The organism is Pseudidiomarina andamanensis (genome assembly GCF_009734345.1).
In the GTDB taxonomy this organism is placed as follows: Bacteria; Pseudomonadota; Gammaproteobacteria; order Enterobacterales; family Alteromonadaceae; genus Pseudidiomarina; species Pseudidiomarina andamanensis.
Window position 1 is genome coordinate 207,699 of record NZ_CP032551.1, and the last position, 21,317, is coordinate 229,015.

Genomic DNA, 21,317 nt, shown 5'->3' on the forward strand with positions numbered 1-21,317 from the left:
GTTACTTGGAGAAGTTTATGAGTGAAGAACGGATTGAGCGCTTAAGCATACCTGTGCTGCCGTTGCGCGACGTGGTCGTGTACCCGCACATGGTTATCCCTTTATTTGTCGGGCGTGAAAAGTCTATTCGCTGTTTAGAAGCGGCGATGGAGCAGAACAAACAAATATTTTTGTCGGCACAAAAAGATGCATCGGTGGACGAGCCTGAGCAAGCTGACATCCACACCATTGGTACCGTCGCGACCATTTTGCAGTTATTGAAGTTGCCAGACGGCACAGTGAAAGTGTTGGTAGAAGGCAGTCAGCGGGCTGAAATTGAGCAATTCGAGCCTGAGTCTGATTTCTTCCGTGCCCAAGTGCATTACCTTGATTCTGAGGTGATGGACGAAAAAGAAGAAGAGGTGATGATTCGCTCAGCGATTAATCAGTTCGAAGGCTATGTGAAGTTAAATAAGAAAATACCGCCTGAGGTATTAACCAGCTTGTCGGGTATCGAAGAAGCTGACCGTTTAGCTGATACCATGGCGGCGCATATGCCGTTAAAGCTTAATGATAAGCAAAAGGTTCTCGAAATTACCGACGTACGTGAGCGTCTTGAATTTTTGATGGCGCTGATGGAAGGCGAAATTGATCTGCTGCAAGTAGAAAAGCGGATTCGTTCGCGCGTGAAAAAGCAGATGGAAAAGAGTCAGCGCGAGTACTATTTGAATGAGCAAATGAAAGCCATTCAAAAAGAGCTGGGCGAAATGGAAGACGGCCCTGACGAGTTTGAAGCACTGCAAAAGAAAATTGAAGACGCCAGTATGCCTGAAGAGGCAGAGAAGAAAACTCGTGCCGAATTGCAAAAACTGAAAATGATGTCACCGATGTCGGCTGAAGCGACCGTTGTGCGTGGTTACATCGACTGGATGGTGTCGGTGCCGTGGAAAAAACGTTCACGCATTAAGAAAGATTTGGCGAATGCCGAGAAGATTCTTGACGCCGATCATTACGGTTTAGAGAAAGTGAAAGAGCGTATTCTTGAGTACTTGGCGGTGCAACAGCGAACCAGTAAGGTACGCGGCGCTATTTTGTGCTTAGTAGGGCCACCAGGCGTGGGTAAAACCTCATTGGGGCAATCGATTGCGAAAGCGACTGGCCGCAAATATATCCGCATGGCTTTAGGTGGCGTACGTGATGAAGCGGAGATTCGTGGTCACCGTCGTACTTATATTGGTTCAATGCCAGGCAAGCTGATTCAGAAAATGGCGAAAGTTGGTGTTCGTAACCCACTATTTTTGCTCGACGAAATCGATAAGATGGCATCTGATATGCGCGGCGACCCTGCGTCGGCGTTGTTGGAGGTATTGGATCCTGAGCAAAACGTCAACTTCAACGACCATTACCTCGAAGTGGACTACGACTTGTCAGACGTGATGTTTGTGGCTACCTCGAACAGTATGAATATTCCAGGTCCGTTATTAGACCGTATGGAAGTGATTCGTTTGTCGGGCTATACCGAGGATGAGAAGCTGAATATTGCCAAGCGCCACCTGTTGCCGAAGCAAATTGAGCGTAATGGCCTGAAGAATAAAGAAATTAATGTCACTGACGATGCAATTACCGGCATTATTCGTTACTACACTCGCGAAGCTGGTGTGCGTAATCTTGAGCGTGAGATTTCGCGCTTATGTCGCAAAGCGGTGAAAAAGATTGTGCTAGATAAACGTATTAAACACGTTGAGATTACTGGTGACAATTTATCGGATTTCCTTGGTGTACAACGCTTTGACTTCGGTAAAGCTGAAGAGAATAACCAAGTGGGTCAAGTGACTGGCTTGGCATGGACCGAAGTTGGCGGCGATTTATTGACGATTGAAGCCACTAACGTTGCAGGTAAAGGGAAAATTACTTCAACCGGTTCTTTGGGCGATGTGATGCAAGAGTCGATTCAAACAGCTCTTACCGTCGTACGGAGCCGTGCAAATAAACTCGGTATTCCAGAGGACTTCCACGAGAAACGCGATATTCACGTCCACGTGCCTGAGGGCGCAACACCAAAAGATGGCCCAAGCGCTGGTATTGCGATGGTGACTGCATTGGTGAGCTCGCTAACCGAAATTCCGGTACGAGCAGAAGTGGCGATGACTGGCGAAATTACCTTGCGAGGTGAAGTATTAGCCATTGGTGGCTTGAAAGAGAAATTGTTAGCAGCGCATCGCGGCGGCATCAAACATGTTCTGATTCCGAAAGATAATGAACGTGATTTGAAAGAAATTAGCGATGCGGTGAAGGGGGATTTGAAGATTCAGCCGGTGCAATGGATTGATGAAGTATTGGCTGTTGCGCTTGAATCTGCGCCGAAAACCGGCGAAAAATCGGCCTAACAACGTAAAAATGAGGTCTGCAAGTCAACAATCTGCCTGCAGCCCGCATTCTTTCGTTAAAAAAATTGCTAAAAAGGGTTCTCAATCCGAAATCTTGTGGTAGCCTAGAGTCAAAGTGATTGGTCGGACTCAAACACAAAATGACTCTGGCATGCCACTTGAGTGATAGATTAATAAGGAAGATGTCTGCTAATCTGTCACTATCGCTTGAACAGTTAGTTTAAGCTTGTTATAACCTTCGCTGGCCCATTGAAAAAACAGAACGCAATGGAACCATGCAAATCTGATAATAACAATCTAAGGGGATGATACTGTGAATAAGTCTCAGTTAGTTGATAAAATTGCAGACGGAGCAGAAATTTCTAAAGCTGCGGCTGGACGTGCTCTAGATTCTTTCATCGAAGCAGTAACTGACGCTTTGAAGAAAGGTGATCAAGTAGCATTAGTTGGTTTTGGTACTTTCAGTGTTCGTGAGCGTTCAGCTCGCACTGGTCGTAACCCACAAACTGGCCAAACTATCCAAATCGCAGCTGCTAAAGTACCTTCTTTCAAAGCCGGTAAAGCACTGAAAGATTCAGTAAACTAATAAAAGCGGAGCGGTAGTTCAGCTGGTTAGAATACCGGCCTGTCACGCCGGGGGTCGCGGGTTCGAATCCCGTCCGTTCCGCCAGCAAATGCTGAAAATAACCCGAAGCTTGTCTTCGGGTTATTTTTTTTCTGCAATAGCAGATATAATACCCGCCCAACAACGGGAATAATTGAGGTTTAGTGAGATATGTTGGACAGGATTCGTGAAGGGTCGCAAAGCTTTATAGTGAAAGCGATTCTAGTATTGATTGCCCTTACTTTTGCCTTAGCTGGAATAGGTGGTTATATCACTAACCAGCCAGAGCCATCGGTAGCCGTGGTAAACGGTGAGGAAATTACTCGGGTTGAATTTGATCGTGCCGTTGATAACGAGCGCGCACGTCAACAGGAACAGTTTGGCGACTTTTATGCCACGCTAGCCGCTGACCCAGGTTTCAATCAGCAGTTACGCCAACAAGTGTTGGACGACTTGATTAACCAGAAGCTGGTAGAGATATACTCGCGTGATGCGGGTTTACGTGTTTCTGACGAGCAGGTAAAAGCAGCGATTCGTGAAATCAGCGCATTCCAAGTGGCTGGTCAGTTTGATAATACAACATATCAAATGACATTGAGCGGTTTGGGCTACACGCCAGACGGTTTTGCTGAACTGATGCGACGCGACTTAGCTCGTACACAATTGTTGCAAGCCATGGTCGAGTCTGAGTTTGCGCTTCCGAGCGAAGCTGCAGCGGTGCAACGTTTGGTTAACCAAAAACGTAGTGGTGCTTATACGACTATTGAACTTGATAAGTATATTGACTCTGTTGAAGTAACCGACGCCGAACTTGAGCAATGGTATCAAGAAAATCAGCAACGCTTTAATGTGGCAGAGCAGGTGAAGGTTGAGTTTGTTCAACTGGACGCTGATGTTGTAGCTGAGAATGTTGAAGTTGACGAGAGCGTTGTACGTGAATGGTACGACAACAATCAGTCGCGTTATCAAACACAAGATCGCTATCGTTTCGCACATATTCTTATTGAAGGTGAAGGCGAAGCGGCAGAAAAAGAAGCGCAGGAAGTGTTAACGAAGCTTACTGAAGGCGCTGATTTTGCCGAACTTGCCGCGGAATATTCAGATGATATTTTCACCGCAGAAACCGGTGGTGACCTGGACTTTATTGAAAAAGGCACCATGGATCCTGCGTTTGATGAAGCGGCCTTTGCGTTAAAAGAAGTTGGCGATATTAGCGGCGTTGTTAGTACTTCATTTGGTTATCACATCATCAAGCTAACCGAGATTGAAGAGGGTACGTCAACTTCGTTTGAAGAAGTGCGCGATGAAATTGTTGCTGAGATGCGTGAAGACCGTGTGAAGCAAGCTTATTACGAGCTTCAACAAAAAGTTTCGGCATTAGCGTTTGATATTCCAGACACACTGCAGCCGGTTGCTGAAGAAACCGCAGTAACAGTACGTCAGAGTGATTGGTTCAACCGTAACACAGCGCCTACTGCATTAAATCATCCTGTGGTTATCGAGCAATTGTTTAATCGTGACTTCATTGATGAAGGCTTAAATAGTGACCTTATTGAAGTTAACGATAAACAAGCTGTGGTAGTGCGTGTCATTGATTTCAAGCCAGCATCAATTAAATCACTTGATGAAGTTCGTGCGCAGGTATTAGATAACGTTCGTACTGAAAAAGCACAAGCAGCAGCTCGTGAAGAAGCTGAAGCTTTGGCAGCTCAGCTACGCAATGGTGAGTCACCGAGCGTTGAGTTAACCGCATTAGAAGCTGTTGATCGTCGTAACACAGAAGTGCCGCGAGCGGTTATTCAAAGCTTATTCGAGCAAGCTGTGCCAGCAGCTGACTCAGTTCAAGTTGCGGTAACAGAATTGAGCAGTGGTGCTTTAGCTGTCGTTCAGTTGACTGACGTTATGGCCGGTGAAGTTGATGAGACAATGCAAGCACAAATGGCTGAGCAATTGACGAATAGCTTCACACAGCAAAGCTATGGCGCGTTTATTGAAGCTCTGCGTGAAGAAGCAGAAATTGAGATTCGTATTGATGGTACTGCTGCTGAATAAATCGTGATAAAGCATGTAAGAAAAACCCGGGCTTGTCCCGGGTTTTTTGTTGGTGTCGTAAGATTAACTGGGATAAAGAGGGGATAGCGTATCCTTTTTGCTCTTTGTTGATTTACGTTGCTTTTGCGCTGCTTTGAGAGCTCTTATAAGTGCTTTCCCTTCAAGCCAGGTAGCACCAGCACCAGAAAAGCGACAACGCTGTATATGGTCTATCTGACTGGACAACGGTTGGTGATTGAAGTGTTGCGCTAATTCAAAGAGGTCAAACATTGGCAATTGAAATTTCTCTCGAGCCCACTTACGAAGCGCCAAATCGGTTGCGTTAGCGTCATTTTCGAGAGCAACTTTCTGTAGGTGGCTCCAAGATGCGGCTGCTGTGTTTTGCTCTTTGTTATCATTTATTGCCACTGGTTTAGCAGAACGACGTAGCCACCACCATGCCCATAAGCTAAGCGTGATAACCCAAAGTGCAGCGAAGATAACAGCCAAATAAAAATAGAGCGTATTGTTTGATTGATATTGCGCTTTAGTTTGTTGTGTCGGCTCATCAACAACAACGTCGTTTTCATTAGCAGGTTTATCGGCAACTGGTGCAGGAGCGGCCGCTTGCGAGCTCGGGCTTACTTCTAAGGTGATGGGCTCAGAAGAAGATAGCTGTGCTTGCCCTAGTCGGGTGTTGAACCATTCTACTTGAACTTCAGGGATGGTGAACTTGCCTGCCTGACGCGGAATGACTGCGACAGTTTGGCTACGTTGTGCAATAACTCTACCGTTGCGAGTTGTGCTCGCAAACTCAGGTGATTCGGGGTAAACCGAAGCGCCGTCAAAATCATCGAGAGTTAGGGTTGGGAGTTGTTCCGTGCTCACCCCAATAGCGGTTACGCGATAAGTGAGAGTGATCGGTTGGCCAACTTCTATTGGTTGCTCTGGGTTTGCACGCTCGACGCTGACACTCACGAGTTCAGATGGTAGCCAGTGCCCAGTCCAATCGGCCGGACGAGGTAATACGGTGATAGAAGTAGGCACCGCAACGGCACTGACGGGTTGGGTAGTCGCAATAGATGAAAAAACCGAACGACTGGAATCGCGTGTTATTTGTCCTTCAAATACCGGTCCTTCTAACTTCAAATCACCTGAGCGCTGTGGCGTGATCAAATAAGTACGTTGGAATACTTGGTAGCGCTTGCCGTTGATGATCTCGTAGGATTCTTCATCTTTACCAAATTGCACCACTTCGGCCTCAGGTAAATTCGGCGCAATTAAATTTCCACTATGAAGATTCGCACTCAAATAGAGACGTGAGACCAGCTTGAACTGCTGTTGAACATAAACGCGCTTAGATTCTAATGAGGTGCGAATAAAAGCCGGTCGTTGCTCTAACTCATCAACCGACGCGGCCGCATCAAGAATCGTCAACTCAATGGCATTACTGCGCGCTGATCCTATCTGAATAGGTGGAATTCTGACGATACCCGGTGTCGCTGGAGCTTGAAGGTTGACAATAAACGACGTTGTTCGAGTTGTTACGCCATTAATGACGCTGGTGCGGCGTGAAGACCGCACGTTGAGAATACGAAAGTCACGTAATTGTTGCTCTGCATCCCATGCAGATTCACTGATATCATCATTGATAGTTACCGTGAGCGTGAACGGCTCACTTTGAATGATTGGATTTTTATCAACGCTTGCGACAATTTCGGCTTCTTGTGCGCTAGCTGCTGCGCTAAACCAAAAGACAAGCGATATCAGAAATACTTTCAACACATTGTTTACCACGATTTCTCAACTCCTGGAGGCGAACCTTGGCGTCGCCGCTGCTGCGCCTCAAACTGCATTTTATTACGTAATAATACAGCGGGATCATCTTCGATACGATTCAACCACTGCTGCATTTGTTGCTGTAATTCTTCTTCCGACGGGTCGCCTAGCTGACTTTGCAGTGGCTTCTCTTCGCCCTCACGTGCCTTTTGCTCAGCTTCTGACTGCTCTTGTGAATCAGATTCTTTGGTTTGTTCGGCTTGCTGCTGTTGTTGTTGCGACTGATCGGTTTGAGATTGGTTCTTCTCGGTTTGTTGCTCAGCGTCTTGTTTGGCATTTTGTTCCGAGCTTTGATCAGCGTTTTGATTCGAGTTCTGATCGGAATTCTGCTGTTGCTGTGACTGCCCCTGTTGATTGGATTGGTTTTGCTGTTGTTGTTCAGCAAGCTGCTTGGCTAAATCTAAGTTTTGCTGTGCTTCCGTCCAATCAGGACGACGCTCCAACGCCGCTGCGTAGGCATTCTTTGCCTCATCATAGCGCTGCAGTTGCATTAAACTATTGCCTTGATTGTAAAAGCCCTCAGCGCTATCAAGTTGAGAGAAATCTACCAATGCTTGATCATAGTTACCAGCCCGATAATTGGCAGTACCGCGTTGCCAAGCATTATCGGTAATGGTCGCAGCACGTTCATAATTGCCATTTTTTAAGGCTTGATCTGCTTGTTGATAGGGCGTTTGCCATAACTTTTCATGCCATGCTAAAGGCTCTTGCTGCGCAGCATACACAGGATGACTGAGAGCAATCACGAAGAGTAAAGGAGCCATACTCAGTAGTCTTCCTCGTCGCGCTAGAGGCAGCAGTAACAGCAAGATTAATGGAATCAGCCAAGGCCCTTGATCGGCCCATTGATCGCCTGCCTGCATCGAACTTTTATCGCCATCTCGTGTTGTTGGTGCTTGCGACGTGAGGTACACAATATCTTGTTGGTCGGCTCGAATTTGAATAAAACGGCCGCCGCTGCGCTCAGCAAGGACCGGTAATCCGCCAACACTTAATTTTGGAATGACCACATTGTCGCTACTATCTCGCAGCAGTCGACCATCGGGTAATTGAATGGGCGCACCAGCCTCAGTGCCCACGGCTAAAATGTTGAGTCGATGCGCAGTACGATTGATGAAGTCGCCGATATCAGTTTGATCACGACTATCGATGCCATCGGTAAGCCAATAGATATCACCTTCAGGGTAGCCGGCTTCCTTGAGAAGTTGATCGGCGAGTTCCAATGCTCGCACTGGATAACTTCCCGGAGTTGGCATAATGTCTGGGCTCAATGCGCGAATGAGGTTGGTTAAATTGCTGCCATCAGCGGTTAAGGGGCTGATGGTAAACGCATCACCGGCATAAGCAATAAGGCCGATGTCGCCATCGATATGCTCAGTCACTAAGTCTGTTGCTTTAAAGCGCATTTGACTCAAGCGATTTGGCGGGAGATCAGTGCTGTAGACTGACAGCGACATGTCCATTACCACCACCGAGCCGGCTTTTAATTGATAGACCGGTTGCGGTAATTTTTGCCAGGCTGGACCGGCTAACGCAAGTGCGCTGCAGCTTAACGCCAGACCCACGAGCATCAATTGAAATCGACCGCTACGCTGGCCGTTGCGTGGTAGCAATATAGCTTGTAAGTGGGCGGGGATTATTTTTGACCAACCCTGTTTTTCGTGTGCATGTCGCCATGCCCACCATGTGATGATGACAACCGGAATTAACGTTAATAACCACCATGGTCGCAAGAAATGGAAATCAGCCATGCTGCCTCCAATTGCGTCGAGTCGTTTGTAGTATCGCAAGCGCTAGCATAATCCACGCTAACCCTAAGGGCCAATGGTAAAGCGCAGTTTGCGGTCGGCGAAGTTGATTTTCACCCTGTACTGGTTCATAGGTATCAAGCTCTGTATAAATGCGTTCAAGTTCTTCTGTGCTGCGAGCTCGAAAGTATTCACCACCGGTTTCGTCGGCTAGCTGACGCAACATATTCTCATCCAAATCTCGACTTGGATTCACTCGGCGTTGACCGAAGAATCCATCAACCACAATTTCTTCAGCGCCAACGCCAATTGTGTAAATTTTCACATCGTAATACTTGGCAAGTTCTAGGGCTTGCGCGGGCGAAACATTGCCCGCAGTATTTTGTCCATCGGTGACTAGAATTAATATCTTGTTGGTTTGTGGACGATCAGCGAAGCGTTTGGCCGTGAGTGCAATAGCATCGCCAATGGCTGTGCGCTCACCAATCAAACGCAGCACTGTTTCATCAAGCATTTTCTGCACGGTCGCACGGTCAAAGGTCATCGGCGCCTGAACATACGCGGTATCTGCGAATAAAATTAATCCAAGACGATCGCCGACGCGGCGCTCAATAAAATCATGCATCACATGTTTGAGCATAGTTAAACGGTCGACTTGTTGACCGTTAATTGCCATATCAGCAATTTCCATGCTGCCGGATAAATCAACGGCAATCATCATTTCGCGAGCATCATTTTGCGCAGGGATGGGTTCGCCAAGCCATTGTGGGCGCATCAACGCAACAATAAGCAGTGTCCACACCAAAACCCCAATAGCGTTCCCTAATCGGCTGTGGCGCGGTTTAATGGTAGCTGATGCAACCGCAGGAAGATGGGTAACGGTAAGCGGCTGAGATTGCTGAATGTGAGGGCGGCGTAACCAGCGATAAATAAAGGGAATCGGCCAAACAAGCCCTGCCCAGAGCCAAGCGAAATCAATCATCGCGTTGCTCCTTCAGTTGCTTGTTTGAGAGTGGAAGCGCTTGCTTCAACCACACTGCTGCAAACTTTCGATATGGCTCAATCCATTGCTCTTGTGCTACATACGGTTGATAACTCGCTTCGCTTAATGCGGTGAGTAATGGTTGATAACGACGACGTTGACGCGTGTTTAATTGCTCGCCTAAAAAATCCCACCAGTTTAATGTTTCCTCATGCGGCACGTAGGCTAGCGTCGCCTGTTTTAATATTAACGTGATAGCACTAAGTGTTTCTGGCGGCTGCTTTCGCAGTTGTTTTAACGCGAGTCGGCGAGGGCGGCGTTTGCGATAGGCTCGCACACTCAAAACAATGCTACTGACAACCGTAATGATGGCGACAGTTGCAAGAATGTACCAACCGCTCGCAAGTGGCCACCAAGACGCTGCAGGAGCTGCCACAATGTCGTTAATTTCAATGGGCTTATCGAGCAGTATCATAACAACTCCCCAGGCCATTGGTTCTCGAGCGCGTCGGCGGCGCTGAATAAACGTAGCGGGCACCCTAATTGCTGCCATTGCTTTAAGACCTCTTGCATGCGCTGCTGTTGTGCGTGTGCGTAAGCATGCCGTTGATGTTTGTTGTATGGATCAACCACCACGTCTTGTTCACCATCGGTCATTTCTAATGATGTGTGCTCGGTCACCTGCGGTAACTGCAGCTCAAGCGGGTCTGCAATTGTAAACGGCATGAGCTGACAGTGACGTTGCAACGCAAGACAATGGCGCCAAAGCGCCGGGTCATCGCTCAACCAGTCACTAATTAAATAAATAATGCTGCCGGGACGAGCCAACTGTTGTAGCCGCTCAAGAGCCTTTGGAAATACGTTTTGATGATGGTGTTGCTGCCAATTTGTCATGGCGAGTTGTTGTTGTTCAACTAAGTGATGGATCACTTGCATGACGCCGTGATGACGCGCTTGTGGCTTAATTTCTGCATGACCATGTTGACTGGTAATGACCGCGCCAATGCGATCGCCTCTTGCCACCGCAAGCCAAGCTAAAGAAGCCGCCAAATGGCAGGCCTGCACAGATTTAAATAGCAGTTGGCTGCCAAATTGCATACTGTCACTCAAATCGACAACAACAAATACAGGGCGTTCGCGCTCTTCACGAAATAGTTTGGTGTGCGGCGTGCCGGTGCGCGCGGTGACACGCCAATCGATGGCGCGTATATCGTCACCAGCTTGGTAGTGGCGGAATTCATCAAACTCCATACCACGTCCTTTGAACTTGCTTAATAGTGCGCCGCTTGGTCCAGGAGGCGGATGTAAGCGGCGAAAGCGCTGAAATGCGTTCACTTTACTGCGGTAATACATGAGTTCGTGACTACTCACGTGAATACCGTCGCTACGCCACGTATCAAGCCATTGCGTAACGAGTTCCGGTGATAAGACGGTACGAAGTGCGCTCATTTACGGTGCTGGAACTAACTGAATGATTTGCGCTAACACTTGGTCAGCATCAATGCCATCGGCTTCCGCTTGGTAACTCAAAATAATACGGTGGCGCAGCACTTTAGCGTAAACCGCATGAATATCATCTGGGGTAACAAAGTTACGCTGTTGTAACCAAGCACGGGCGCGCGCACACCGATCAAGCGCAATGGTTGCTCGTGGGCTGGCACCATAGTTTAACCAGCGGGCGAGGTCGCTGCTGTAAAAGCTTGGCTCACGTGTCGCAATGACCAATTGCACCAGATAATTCTCAACTGCGTCATCCATGTAGATACCGAGTACTTCTTTGCGCGCATTGAAGATATCTTGCTGCTTCAGAGGCTTGGGCATATCTGCTTGGCCTTGTAATTCTTCGCCACGCGTTAAACGCAAAATGTCACGTTCGGTATCGGCATTTGGATAATCTAAATTGAGATGCATTAAGAATCGGTCGAGCTGTGCTTCAGGTAACGGATACGTGCCTTCTTGCTCAAGCGGGTTTTGGGTTGCCAATACCATAAATAACTCTGGTAACGGATAGGTTTTTTGGCCTACCGTGATTTGGCGCTCAGCCATGGCTTCTAATAACGCAGACTGAACTTTCGCTGGGGCGCGGTTAATTTCGTCAGCCAAAATAATATTGTGAAACAAAGGCCCTTGTTGGAATACAAACTCGCCCGTTTCGGGACGATAAATATCAGTACCTGTTAAGTCAGCAGGCAGCAAGTCAGGGGTGAACTGCACGCGATGAAAACTACCTTCAACTCCTTTTGCCAGGGCATTAACAGCACGAGTTTTCGCAAGTCCAGGAGGGCCCTCAACGAGTAAATGGCCATCAGCTAGTAGGGCAACTAGCAAACTTTCGGTGAAATCAGGTTGCCCCAATACTTGACTGTCGAGGTAGTTACGTAATGCTTGAAACTGTTCAGCTGCCATCAGATTCCTCTGCTTTGTGTATATTACTTCTATACTATCGCTATACTCTAAGTTCGCACTTTACCGAAAACAACGGTTTAATTCTCGCCAAAGACCCGTTAAAATTTGTAACCATCTATGAGGTCAGACCAGATTAAGGAATGACCATAACAAAACAACAGAGGACAAATCTATGGCCGCACGTCAGAATCTGACCACTGCTTCAGGCGACCGCATCGCGATTGTTGCCGGCTTGCGCACCCCGTTTGCGAAGCAGGCGACCTATTTCCATGGCGTTCCTGCATTGGATATGGGCAAAATGGTAGTGCAAGAGCTACTTAATCGCTACAGCTTAGACCCAAGTGAGGTTGAGCAGCTGGTTTACGGACAAGTAGTACAAATGCCCAAAGCACCGAACATTGCGCGCGAAATTGTTTTGGGTACCAACCTTCCGGTATCCACTGATGCGTACAGTGTATCACGTGCCTGCGCAACGAGTTTTCAAACTACGGTCAACGTACTAGAAAGCATGGTGGTTGGAAACATTTCAGTGGGTATCGCTGGTGGTGCAGATTCGTCCTCAGTATTGCCGATTGGCGTTTCTCGTTCACTTGCCCATGCGCTTGTTGATTTGAATAAAGCGAGAACGCTAGGTCAACGCTTGAACATTTTGAAGCGTTTACGGTTTAAAGATTTAATGCCTGTACCGCCTGCAATTGCTGAATACAGCACCGGTTTAACCATGGGTGATACGGCTGAACAAATGGCAAAGACGCACAATATTAGCCGTGCGGATCAAGATGCATTGGCGCATCGTTCACATACTTTGGCGCATGAAGCGTGGGAAGCCGGCAAGTTAGATGCCGAAGTGATGACCGCGTACGCCGAACCATATAACGACTTTTTGAAACGCGATAATACCGTGCGTAGTGATTCCAAGTTAGATGGCTATGCAAAATTACGTCCGGTGTTTGATCGCAAGCACGGTACCGTCACTGCGGCAAATAGTACTGCTTTAACCGACGGTGCAAGCGCCATTTTGTTAATGACCGAGAGTAAAGCGAAAGCGCTAGGCTATGAAGTTCTTGGTTATATTCGAAGCTATGCATTTAGCGCCATTGATGTATGGGAAGATATGTTGATGGGGCCTTCGTATGCAACGCCGATTGCGCTTGACCGTGCGGGCATGAAGCTCAGCGATCTAACCTTAATTGAAATGCACGAAGCCTTTGCGGCACAAACGCTTGCCAACATGAAAATGTTTGCGAGTAAAAAGTTTGCCGAAGAAAAACTCGGTCGCAGCGAAGCCATTGGTGAAATCGACATGGATAAATTCAACGTGATGGGCGGTTCGTTGGCTTATGGACACCCATTTGCGGCAACCGGTGCACGTCTTATTACCCAAACCCTAAATGAATTGAAGCGCCGCGGCGGTGGTGTCGGGTTAACCACGGCGTGTGCGGCTGGTGGTTTAGGTGCAGCGATGATTGTGGAGACTGAATAATGAGCGAGCAAAAAGCTTTTACGCTAGAGTTACGCGATGATCAGGTAGCGGTCATCCATATTGATGTGCCAGGTGAGTCGATGAATACCTTAAAAGCATCGTTCGCCGAAGAAGTCGCACACGTTTTAAATCAATTAGAACAGCAGCAAGACCTCAAAGGCGTTGTCGTAATCAGCGATAAGCCCGGTTCATTTGTGGCCGGTGCTGACATCAGCATGATTGATGCGTGTGAAAATGCTGCCGATACCGAGAGCTTAGCGCGACAAGGTCAAGCCATGTTTGACCGTATTGAAGGTTTGAAAGTACCTGTTGTTGCGGCAATTGATGGTGCTTGCTTAGGCGGTGGTTTAGAGCTGGCGTTAGCGTGTCACTACCGTGTGGCAACAGACAGCAATCGAACGATTATCGGTTTGCCAGAAGTACAGCTCGGTTTGTTACCAGGCTCCGGCGGTACGCAGCGTTTACCGCGTCTAATAGGTATTCAAAAAGCGTTGCCGTTAATTTTGACTGGCAAACAGCTGCGGGCAAAACAAGCGAAAAAATTAGGGATTGTTGATGATGTTGTGCCGGCAAGTATTTTGCTTGAAGCAGCAGTAAAGCTCGCCTTAAGCAGTAAAGCGAAGGTAAAGCGCGTTCGTCATTCTTTGTTGAATAAAGCCCTTGAAGGCACGGGGGTTGGTCGCGGCATTATTTTCTCGAAAGCTCGAGAGCAAGCGCAGGCAAAAGCGAAAGGTAATTATCCAGCACTGGACAAAATTATCGATACCATCGCTTATGGTGCGGATAAAGGTTTTGAGGCGGGTCTTGAATTTGAAGCTCGTTCGTTTGGCGAACTTGCCATGACGCCCGAATCAAAACAGCTACGCAATATCTTTTTTGCGACAACAGCGATGAAAAAAGAGACCGGAGCAGGTGATACTAAACCGCGTAAAATTGAGCGCGTTGGTGTTCTTGGTGGTGGTTTGATGGGCGGCGGTATTGCTTATGTAACCGCTGCGAAGGCAGGTTTGCCGGCTCGCATCAAAGATATTTCAGAACAAGGCATTGTGCATGCACTGAAATATAGCTACGACTTGTTGCATAAGAAAGTGAAGCGCAAACACATGGCGCGTGCTGAACTTGAGTCAATCATGCTGCGTTTAAGCGGTAGCCTTGATTACAGTGGCTTTGATCAAGTCGATGTGGTGATTGAAGCGGTATTTGAAGACTTGAATTTGAAGCAACAAATGGTTGCTGATATCGAGGCTGTTGCTGGTGAGAACACAATTTTTGCTACCAATACGTCAAGCCTACCCATTACTAAAATTGCAGCACAGGCGCAGCGTCCAGAGAACGTGATCGGATTACATTATTTCTCGCCGGTTGATAAAATGCCGTTGGCTGAAATTATCACACATGCGGGAACGTCCGACGAGACCATTGCAACAACTGTTGCACTAGCCAAGAAACAGGGTAAAACCCCGATTGTGGTGAAAGATGGCGCGGGCTTCTATGTCAACCGAATCCTAGCACCGTATATGAATGAATCGGCGCGTTTAGTTCTCGAAGGCGAGCCAATTGAAGTGGTTGATAGCGCGTTAGTGAAATTTGGCTTTCCAGTTGGTCCAATGAAATTGATGGACGAAGTGGGTATAGATGTTGCGGCGAAAGTTGCGCCAATCATGGCGGATGAACTGGGTGACAGATTCCGCGCGCCCGATGCGTTTGGTAAGTTATTGGATGACGAACGCAAAGGTAAGAAGAACAAGAAGGGCTTCTACGCTTACTCGGGTAAGAAGCCAGGTAAATCGGTTGATGAATCGGTGTATAGTTTGTTGGGTATTAGCCCGTCAGCTAAGTTAGGCGGTGAAGAGATCGCGCAGCGCACCGTGCTATTAATGTTGAATGAAGCCGCCTACTGCTTAGACGAAGGCATCATCCGTAGTGCTCGCGATGGCGATATTGGCGCTATTTTCGGTATCGGCTTTCCGCCGTCCCGAGGTGGTCCATTCCGTTATATGGATGCTGTTGGCGTGACTGAAATTGTGCGCCGTTTGCAGAGCTATCAGCAGCAACATGGTGAGCGTTATACCCCAGCACCATTGCTGGTTAAAATGGCAGAAAATAACGAGCGCTTTTATTAAGCGCTCGAGGCTTTAAGTTGTATCAGTTGTAAAAATTGGAGTTGAGATGTTTATTGCGCTGTGTTGTTTGTTGTCTGCGCTGACGTTATACATTCAAGCTTTAACTCATGCGATGGGAGCGAAACGTTGGGGGGCGATGGGGTTGTTATTTGGGCCTCTTGTACTACCAATGTTCTTTACCCATAAGCGGATGAAATTATTGAAGGCGCAAGGGCGCACTAATGTATCGATGCTGGTACGCTAATGTGTGCCAAGAAGGCATCGCTGGTTAACGGTTCCGCGAACAAGTAACCTTGCGCAAATTCGCAGCTCAAGCGGCTCAGTGTCGCTGCTTGAGCTGTATTAACGACCCCTTCAGCAACAACATCTAATCCCATGTTATGTGCCATTGCGACGATGGATGCAACCATATTCCGATCGCGTTCAGCACCATTGATATCATCGACAAACGCTTTGTCGATTTTCAATGTTTGAATTGGGAAGCGCTTCAAATAGGCTAACGATGAATAGCCGGTACCAAAGTCATCGAGCGCCAAGTGAATACCGCAATTATGCAATTCAGTCATAATTGCAATAGCGCGTTCTGGGTCTTCCATGACGACACCTTCGGTTATCTCAAGCTCGAGATGCTCAGGAGCGAGCTTTTCTTCTTTTAAGATATTCATGATGCGCTGGGTTAAGTCAGGCTGAACAAACTGCTTCGCTGACAGGTTAACGGCAACGCGCCCCTGCACGGTTCCTTGCTTCACCCATTCGCGCATATCTCGGCAAGTTTGACGCAGAACTTGTTCGCCCATTTCAATTATCAAACCAGTTTCTTCTGCGAGCGGAATAAATTCACTTGGACTGATCAGTCCGATACCAGGAATGTTAAGACGTACCAAAGCCTCTAAGCCAACAAATTCGTAGTTACGTAATGAAACCTTCGGTTGGTACATTACCTGAATATGATTGTTGCGAAGTGCCTGGCGTAGCTGGTTTTCAACTTGCAAGCGACGCACTGCATTTTTGTTCATCGATTCGTTGAAGAATTGATAGTTATGTCCACCGCGGTTTTTCGCGTGATACATAGCAGTATCCGCATTTTGCAGAAGTTCTTGTGACGAGGTACCGTCACTCGGATAGACGACGATACCAATAGAGCTTCCAATAACGATATCTTGTTGATTCACATGGAAGGCTTCGCCTACCTGCGAGAGAATTTTCGTTGCCACGTCAGTGATGACACTTAGATCACTGGTATCTTCGAGCATCAATACGAATTCATCACCACCCAAACGGAAAAAGGTATCTTGCGGTCGACCTACTTCAGCAACACGTTCGGCCACCTGCAGTAGCAACTGATCGCCAATATCGTGCCCAAGCGAGTCGTTAATTTTTTTAAAGTCGTCCAAATCAAATAACAACAGCGCATGCTGAATACGTTTGCGCACCAAATTGGCATGGCTGACTTGGAAATAGGAGCGATTGGGCAAGCCAGTCAAGGTATCGGTATTTGATAAGCGACGTAACTCACGCTCGGTTGATTTACGCTCGGTAATATCGGCAAACGTGGCAACGTAGTGGGAGATGCGGTCACTATCATCGCGAATGGCATCAAGCGTTAACTCCATTTGGTATAGGCTACCGTCTTTGCGCAAATCCTCGACTTCGCCGTGCCAGCTACCATGTTGCTTCAACAGACGCTTAATCTGCTCAATATATTCAGGGCTATAAAGCTGAAGTTGCAACGGTCTACCAAGCATGTCTTCGCGAGAATAGCCGGTTATCTTAGCCACGGAAGCGTTCGTTTCGATAATCTTGAAACCAGCATCGTAAATACACACACCATCGGAAATATTTGTGATAGATGTTGCGAGCATTTTTAAACGCTCTTCTGCGGCAACCAGAGGCGTAATATCTTTCAAGGTTCCGGTCATGCGTAGTGGATGTTGTTTATCATCACGCTCAACGACTTTGCCGCGGTCTAAGACTGAAATCCAGCCATTATCTGTTTTGACTCGGTAAGTCATTTCGAAATAATTAGTCGCACCATCTAAATGCCTACGCAGCTGTTGCTGCAGTTTGGGTAGATCAAGTGGATGAATATTGCTCGGGCTGCCGCGCTTACCCGCTCGAATGTGATCAATTGGAAATTCGTTGAGGTAGCGCCAACTGTTGTGGCGATGTATCGTGCCTTCAGGTACGAGCCAATCCCAAAGTTGATCGCCGCTGCCCCATAAACTGAGCTTTAAACGCTCTTCACTGCTACGTAACTGTTTAATTGCCAAGTGGCGGGCGCGAACCATGAAAAACACAGCGGCAAGAATACCCAGAAGTAGCAGCGCATAGACACTGATAGCCCAAGGCGATAACCAGGTTGGCGCAGCAACGTCGAGTAATATTTGACGGCGACCGTTCCAGTTTGTCCCATCGTACGAAGCCTCGACTTTAAAGACATATTGGCCGTAACTTAGATTGGTATAGGTTGCGCGGCGGTATTCGTTATCAGTATAAACCCAGTCACGGTCAAAACCTTCGAGTTGATAGCGATAGTAGAGTAGTCGTGCATTCGGCGCATAAGGAGCGCCAAACTCAATACTGAATGGGTCTTGAATATCTGGAATATAAAGGGTTTCGGTATTGTATAACTGCGGGCGGTTACGTTGGTCGAGCTGCTGAGCGCTGACCGGTTGATTTGCGAGACGAAGATTTATGAGCTCAACTTGCCAGTCTTGTGCTTGCAACGGGAATGACAGCGAAAACACCGAGACAATAACAATTGTCAGTGCTCTCAAGCGTAAACTGTAATAAAGCTGTTGCAGGCGTCGCACGCTCTTCCCCGGAATTGACTGTTTTATGTACAGCTCTTCTATTTGTTATGTTGTTCATCAAATTAAACAATTTAGCGGGATCTGTCAAAGTTCGCGGGGCATGCAGACAGAAACATTTGCCCTGATTTATTGTTAAAAAGATGTTTCGATTCAGCTTTGAATGCATCCATTGTGAGTGTCTCAATAGCACTCGCAATTCTGGTTAGTCTTGAAAAATCATGATCTTGTTGTGTTATGGCGCTCCATAAGCGCTGACTGCGTGAGCGCAAACTCGAGTCTTTTTCAGTCAACTGTTGCGTTAAACTCTGTCGTGCTTTGTCGAATTCTTCCTCCGTGATATCCGCCAATAACGTTGGCATATCATCAAAGAACTCATTCATAGCTGTTTCTATTTGCTGATTATCAACACGAGAAGACTGCACGTAAAACAACAGATGCGGATATTGTTGCATGGGCAGGTAGGTGGTGCCCACCAGATAGCCAAGCTGCTGTTCAGTACGGAGTTGGGCGAAAAAGCGTGGTTGTAACATTTGATTAAGAAGCATAAACACACCTTGCTGCTGCACGCTGTTTTGCATTGACTGAATAACAGCAATGACGGCGTGGTCAGGGTGTTGAGTGTTTACGGTAACTTTATTCGGCAGTGTATCAAGTGCTGCGGGTGTTAAATCAATTGGTGCCAGCGGTTCGGCTAACCCTAACCACGTTGATAGCGCCTCATGAACAGGTGCGAGTTGCTCGGCTTTAACATCGCCATGGGCAAATAACTGTACTTGGGCTTGTGTGAATAACTGCGGACTTGAGGCACAAAAATCCTCAAAGCTTAAGCGCTCCAGCTCTTCGGCGAGATCAAGAACGGAATACGTGTGCGGCTGCAATTGCACATTCAAATGTGAAAATAAGAAATTTAACGGCTTATGTAACAGGGCTTGTCGCCAGTTGGTCATGAGTCGCTGACGTAAGTCCTTCCATCGCTGTTGACAGAATTCAGGCGCTAGCATGGCTTGAAGCAGGGTGTTGGTTAATTGCGGCGCATAGTGTGCTGGCCCTGTTACATGCAAAGTCATTCCTTGCTGCTGTGGATAGAGGTTAAAGTGTAACCCAGCAATTTCGGCGTCGTAACATTGCTCATTGAGAATATCGAGCATCAATTCACACCAGAGTCTCGTCTGAGCGAAATTCGCTGGAGTCGCGACCACATTCGGAAGCTGAAACCCAAGATACAAATGCGCTTTCGGTTGCCGAAAATCAATATCGTGAAGATGCCAACTCATCAGCGCTGGAGCTGTTTGCTTGGCACGAGGTAAACCGGTTGGTTCATCTGAGCTAATGGACTGTAATTGCCAAGGTTCAGCAAGATAGGGGTTTGGATCTGGTAGTTTGACACCGGTTGGGGTGCACGCGCGGAAAGTCTCAAGCTGTTGCTGAGAAAGTGGGTGCACAGCGTAGTGACTACCGTAAATGGGCTCAATGCTGTCTGTTGGCAAATCTTTGTGAATAACGGTGATGCGCATATTATCAGGGCGCATACAGTCTAAAAACTGATGTGCTTTGGGTTGAAATAGCCCATCCATTCGGTAATCGCCGAAAATAATGTCTTCGGCAAGGTAGTGCTGCAAGTTAACCGCGAGTTGTGGTGCGAGATCGCTTGCTCGAGGTTGTTCCTGAAAATTAAAGGCGTTCATGACACCCACGCGACGCTCGTCATATCGCCATGGATTCAGTCCGTGCTCTCGGATGAGCTGGATATAGTGGAATAGGGCGGCGATAATTTCATCGCGATGTGCCATACCCTGCTCAGTCAGCTGCATATTGATATTAAAATCTTTAAAGTTGCTGCCACTGATGCCGCCACCAGCGGCAAGTGTATTAATCCAGTGCTTATCTCTTAGATAACCAAACAAACTGCCAGGCCCTTCATAGCCCAATAAATGAGCAATATAACTTGTGGTCTTGTTGGCGTAATCGTCATTAATACCCGGTAAGGCAAATGTGACAATGAGCCGGCGCGCATCTTTGATTGGATTAACGTGTAATTCAATACCTAACTGTTCAGATAAATAAAGCGGTTCATCGATATCCCAGACGTCGGCACAGCCACTTTTTACCGCTTGAGCGTGAGTACTTGCTAGCTCGGTTAACTGCTCCAGTGATTGTGGACCAAGCAATACCAAAGTCATGCGGCGTGCGCAGTACCAACGCTGGAAAAAATCGCGTAGCTGTTGTTGCAATGAATTGTTCGGTTGATCTTTTAAGGTACTAAGATTTCCTACAGAAAATTTGCTGAACGGATGTTTGGGGTTCGAAGTGGCTTTGTGAACTTGATATAACCGCCGTAGTTCATCTTGGCGCTTTAATTGGAACTCTGATTCAATTGACTGTAATTCTTTCTCAATCCACTTTTGAGCAAACAGCGGCTCGTGAAAAAAACGCATGAATCGATCGAGTGCTTGGTCAAAATAATTCGCATCAACCGTAAAATAATAGTTACTGAATTCAGTGCCTGTCCATGCGTTGTGGTTGCCGCCATGAGCACTAATAAAACTTTGGTAGCTAGTGGCATCTGGGTACTTCTTGGTACCCAAGAACAACATGTGCTCGAGGAAATGGGCTAACCCTTGTGCATGATGCGGATCATGAAAGTGACCAGCAGCAACAGCGAGGGCTGCGCTGGCTTGTCGCGCTTCAGCTTCATGCACAAGAACACAGCGCATGCCATTATCGAGCTCGACAATACGATAGTTGCGTTGATCGGTCGGGCTTTTGGTGATGTCTTGATCATCGAGTATTACCCGAGCCGACAATGTGACTCCTGAGCTTTCAGTCGCCATCATGCTCCCTAAACTTGAACCTTCCGAAAATGCTTACTGAGCAGCACCTTCAGAAGAAAGCTGGCGCGCTATGCTCGTACTTATGTAAGTA

Annotated in this window: 14 protein-coding genes and 1 tRNA gene; 7 read left to right on the forward strand and 8 right to left on the reverse strand. The window is 47.4% G+C overall.

Annotated elements, in window-relative coordinates:
- Positions 1 to 17 precede the first annotated feature (17 nt).
- The 4 genes from lon (at position 18) to ppiD (ending at position 5,022) form a co-directional block, all read left to right on the forward strand.
- A complete protein-coding gene (gene lon / locus D3795_RS00885) occupies positions 18 to 2,366 on the forward strand; it encodes an endopeptidase La (RefSeq protein ID WP_156265740.1) in 2,349 nt (782 codons plus the stop codon).
- Positions 2,367 to 2,679: 313 nt separating this feature from the next.
- Positions 2,680 to 2,952: a nucleoid-associated protein HU-beta gene (gene hupB, locus D3795_RS00890; RefSeq protein WP_055438316.1), complete on the forward strand. Its 273-nt coding sequence runs from the start codon at positions 2,680 to 2,682 to the stop codon at positions 2,950 to 2,952.
- A gap of 7 nt (positions 2,953 to 2,959) precedes the next feature.
- Positions 2,960 to 3,036 (forward strand) — tRNA-Asp (locus D3795_RS00895).
- Positions 3,037 to 3,141: 105 nt separating this feature from the next.
- The gene (ppiD, locus tag D3795_RS00900; RefSeq protein ID WP_156265741.1) at positions 3,142 to 5,022 is read left to right on the forward strand and encodes a peptidylprolyl isomerase; all 1,881 of its coding nucleotides are present in this window, start codon (positions 3,142 to 3,144) and stop codon (positions 5,020 to 5,022) included.
- A gap of 63 nt (positions 5,023 to 5,085) precedes the next feature.
- Here the strand turns inward: ppiD and D3795_RS00905 are convergent, their stop codons facing one another.
- Genes D3795_RS00905 through D3795_RS00930 form a run of 6 tightly spaced genes read right to left on the reverse strand, consistent with a single transcriptional unit; the run spans position 5,086 to position 11,976 of the window.
- A complete protein-coding gene (locus tag D3795_RS00905) occupies positions 5,086 to 6,798 on the reverse strand; it encodes a BatD family protein (RefSeq protein WP_173020966.1) in 1,713 nt (570 codons plus the stop codon).
- Complete coding sequence (locus D3795_RS00910) at positions 6,792 to 8,591, reverse strand: VWA domain-containing protein (protein ID WP_156265743.1); 1,800 nt, start codon at positions 8,589 to 8,591, stop codon at positions 6,792 to 6,794. The genes D3795_RS00905 and D3795_RS00910 overlap by 7 nt, the downstream gene beginning before the upstream one ends.
- Positions 8,584 to 9,570 carry a vWA domain-containing protein gene (locus D3795_RS00915; protein ID WP_156265744.1) on the reverse strand — a complete coding sequence of 329 codons (987 nt, stop codon included), beginning with the start codon at positions 9,568 to 9,570 and terminating at the stop codon, positions 8,584 to 8,586. The genes D3795_RS00910 and D3795_RS00915 overlap by 8 nt, the downstream gene beginning before the upstream one ends.
- The gene (locus D3795_RS00920; protein WP_173020967.1) at positions 9,563 to 10,045 is read right to left on the reverse strand and encodes a DUF4381 domain-containing protein; all 483 of its coding nucleotides are present in this window, start codon (positions 10,043 to 10,045) and stop codon (positions 9,563 to 9,565) included. The genes D3795_RS00915 and D3795_RS00920 overlap by 8 nt, the downstream gene beginning before the upstream one ends.
- A complete protein-coding gene (locus D3795_RS00925; protein ID WP_156265746.1) occupies positions 10,042 to 11,019 on the reverse strand; it encodes a DUF58 domain-containing protein in 978 nt (325 codons plus the stop codon). Before D3795_RS00925 ends, D3795_RS00920 begins: the two co-directional genes overlap by 4 nt.
- A complete protein-coding gene (locus D3795_RS00930; RefSeq protein ID WP_156265747.1) occupies positions 11,020 to 11,976 on the reverse strand; it encodes an AAA family ATPase in 957 nt (318 codons plus the stop codon). It abuts the gene before it with no gap.
- 172 nt (positions 11,977 to 12,148) lie between these two features.
- Between D3795_RS00930 and fadI the strand changes: the two genes are divergently transcribed.
- The 3 genes from fadI to D3795_RS00945 are packed head-to-tail and all read left to right on the forward strand — an operon-like array spanning position 12,149 to position 15,826.
- Positions 12,149 to 13,459 carry an acetyl-CoA C-acyltransferase FadI gene (fadI, locus tag D3795_RS00935; RefSeq protein WP_156265748.1) on the forward strand — a complete coding sequence of 437 codons (1,311 nt, stop codon included), beginning with the start codon at positions 12,149 to 12,151 and terminating at the stop codon, positions 13,457 to 13,459.
- On the forward strand, positions 13,459 to 15,582 hold the full coding sequence (gene fadJ / locus D3795_RS00940; RefSeq protein ID WP_156265749.1) for a fatty acid oxidation complex subunit alpha FadJ: 2,124 nt from the start codon (positions 13,459 to 13,461) through the stop codon (positions 15,580 to 15,582). Before fadI ends, fadJ begins: the two co-directional genes overlap by 1 nt.
- Positions 15,583 to 15,628: 46 nt before the next feature.
- Complete coding sequence (locus D3795_RS00945; protein WP_156265750.1) at positions 15,629 to 15,826, forward strand: hypothetical protein; 198 nt, start codon at positions 15,629 to 15,631, stop codon at positions 15,824 to 15,826.
- Here D3795_RS00945 and D3795_RS00950 read toward each other — a convergent pair.
- Entirely contained in the window at positions 15,801 to 18,395 is a 2,595-nt protein-coding gene (locus tag D3795_RS00950) for an EAL domain-containing protein (protein ID WP_156265751.1), read from the reverse strand. The two genes, D3795_RS00945 and D3795_RS00950, sit on opposite strands and share 26 nt — an antisense overlap.
- A 71-nt stretch (positions 18,396 to 18,466) precedes the next feature.
- Positions 18,467 to 21,229: an insulinase family protein gene (locus D3795_RS00955; RefSeq protein WP_156265752.1), complete on the reverse strand. Its 2,763-nt coding sequence runs from the start codon at positions 21,227 to 21,229 to the stop codon at positions 18,467 to 18,469.
- Between the last annotated feature and the right edge of the window lie 88 nt (positions 21,230 to 21,317).

What these genes read in the sequence shown, in the direction of transcription:
- lon (WP_156265740.1), top strand. Translation starts at nt 18, where the DNA reads ATGAGTGAAGAACGGATTGAGCGCTTAAGCATACCTGTGCTGCCGTTG.
- ppiD (WP_156265741.1), top strand. Translation starts at nt 3,142, where the DNA reads ATGTTGGACAGGATTCGTGAAGGGTCGCAAAGCTTTATAGTGAAAGCG.
- D3795_RS00910 (WP_156265743.1), bottom strand. Translation starts at nt 8,591, where the DNA reads ATGGCTGATTTCCATTTCTTGCGACCATGGTGGTTATTAACGTTAATT.
- D3795_RS00915 (WP_156265744.1), bottom strand. Translation starts at nt 9,570, where the DNA reads ATGATTGATTTCGCTTGGCTCTGGGCAGGGCTTGTTTGGCCGATTCCC.
- D3795_RS00920 (WP_173020967.1), bottom strand. Translation starts at nt 10,045, where the DNA reads ATGATACTGCTCGATAAGCCCATTGAAATTAACGACATTGTGGCAGCT.
- D3795_RS00925 (WP_156265746.1), bottom strand. Translation starts at nt 11,019, where the DNA reads ATGAGCGCACTTCGTACCGTCTTATCACCGGAACTCGTTACGCAATGG.
- D3795_RS00930 (WP_156265747.1), bottom strand. Translation starts at nt 11,976, where the DNA reads ATGGCAGCTGAACAGTTTCAAGCATTACGTAACTACCTCGACAGTCAA.
- fadI (WP_156265748.1), top strand. Translation starts at nt 12,149, where the DNA reads ATGGCCGCACGTCAGAATCTGACCACTGCTTCAGGCGACCGCATCGCG.
- fadJ (WP_156265749.1), top strand. Translation starts at nt 13,459, where the DNA reads ATGAGCGAGCAAAAAGCTTTTACGCTAGAGTTACGCGATGATCAGGTA.
- D3795_RS00945 (WP_156265750.1), top strand. Translation starts at nt 15,629, where the DNA reads ATGTTTATTGCGCTGTGTTGTTTGTTGTCTGCGCTGACGTTATACATT.
- D3795_RS00955 (WP_156265752.1), bottom strand. Translation starts at nt 21,229, where the DNA reads ATGATGGCGACTGAAAGCTCAGGAGTCACATTGTCGGCTCGGGTAATA.